The sequence below is a fragment of the Pseudomonas sp. yb_9 genome, assembly GCF_043103635.1.
Classification (GTDB): Bacteria; Pseudomonadota; Gammaproteobacteria; order Pseudomonadales; family Pseudomonadaceae; genus Aquipseudomonas; species Aquipseudomonas monteilii.
In genome coordinates this window covers 1-1,285 of record NZ_JBICKA010000023.1, presented here as the reverse complement: position 1 = coordinate 1,285, position 1,285 = coordinate 1, and the positions used below count along the sequence as shown (strand labels likewise).

The following is a 1,285-nucleotide window of genomic DNA, read 5'->3' as shown; positions in this document are numbered from 1 at the left end:
GGACACCAACTCCCCGTTAAATTGATGCCGCCACCAAGCGCCTGAACTCTCTCGGCGACCGATAGTTCAACGCGCTGTGCGGATGCTGCTCGTTGTAATGCTCGAAGGCAATTGCCAAGTTACGCAGCGCCGTTTCTCGATCCGGCTTGGGCATGTGCGCCACGTAATCACGCTTGATCGTCTTCACGAAGCTCTCTGCCATGCCATTACTCTGCGGGCTACGCGCCGGTGTGGTCACCGGTTGCAAGCCGATCTGCCGAGCAAACAGACGCGTCTGTTCGGCGGTGTAGGCCGAGCCGTTATCGCTTAGCCATTGCACCGGCGTGGCGGGCAGTTGATCACCGAAGCGCTTCTCTACACTTTCCAGCATCAAGTCTCGGATATCATCGCCGCTGTACCCAGTTGGGCTAGCGACCCAGCCGATGGCTTCGCGATCACAGCAGTCCAGGGCGAAGGTCACGCTCAGTTTGGCGCCGTCCTCACAACGGAACTCAAAGCCGTCAGAGCACCAACGCGTATCGCTGGTTTTCACGGCAATACGGCCTTCGTGCCGACGCGGCACGCCGGGTTGTTTGATCCGGCGTTCAAGTAGCAGGTTGTGATCACGCATCACCCGGTAAACCCGCTTCACGTTGATCGCAGGTAGCAACTGGGTTTCACGGGCGCGGCGCAGCAATCCCCAGACTCGACGGTAGCCATAGCTGGGCAGTTCGCTGACCTGTTGCTGGATTTCGGCCACCAACTCAGCGTCGTTCACAGGCCTGCTTCGCCGTGTCTTGGGCGATACCGATTGCTTGATTCGAACCGTTAATTGCGAGCGCGCCACACCGAGACATTCACTGACCAGCTTCACTGGTCGTCCCCCGGCAACAAGGGTGAGTGCGCAATCCATTTTCGCGACCGGGCGATCTCCACGGCCTCTTTGAGGATCTCCGCTTCCATCGTTTTCTTGCCCAGCATCCGTTGCAGTTCACGGATCTGCTTGAGCGCATCGCTCAGCTCGGAGGCAGGCACCACGGCTTCGCCCGCGCTGACCGCCGACAGGCTGCCGTCCTGATACAGCTTGCGCCACAGGAATAACTGGTTGGCATTGATGCCGTTGCGCCGAGCGACGACCGACACACTTTGCCCTGGCTCAAGGCTCTCGCGAACCATGGCCAGCTTTTGCTCTGGGCTCCAGCGGCGCCGCCGCTCCTGGCCCAAAAGCTCCCCACTCTTATCGTTGCTGTTAGTCATAAACATAACCGTTTGCCTATCCCTTATCGTAAGGGGGAAACGGTGTCCT

1 protein-coding gene is annotated in these 1,285 nt (G+C 59.3%); it reads right to left on the bottom strand.

The window, feature by feature from the left end; all coding sequences use genetic code 11:
- Nucleotides 1-16: 16 nt before the first annotated feature.
- Nucleotides 17-1,236 (bottom strand): IS3 family transposase gene (locus tag ACF8MI_RS05100; protein WP_371917265.1). Its coding sequence is split into 2 segments (ribosomal slippage): nucleotides 17-891 and nucleotides 891-1,236, totalling 1,221 coding nucleotides; the frame shifts between segments, so codons are not numbered across the junction.
- Between the last annotated feature and the right edge of the window lie 49 nt (nucleotides 1,237-1,285).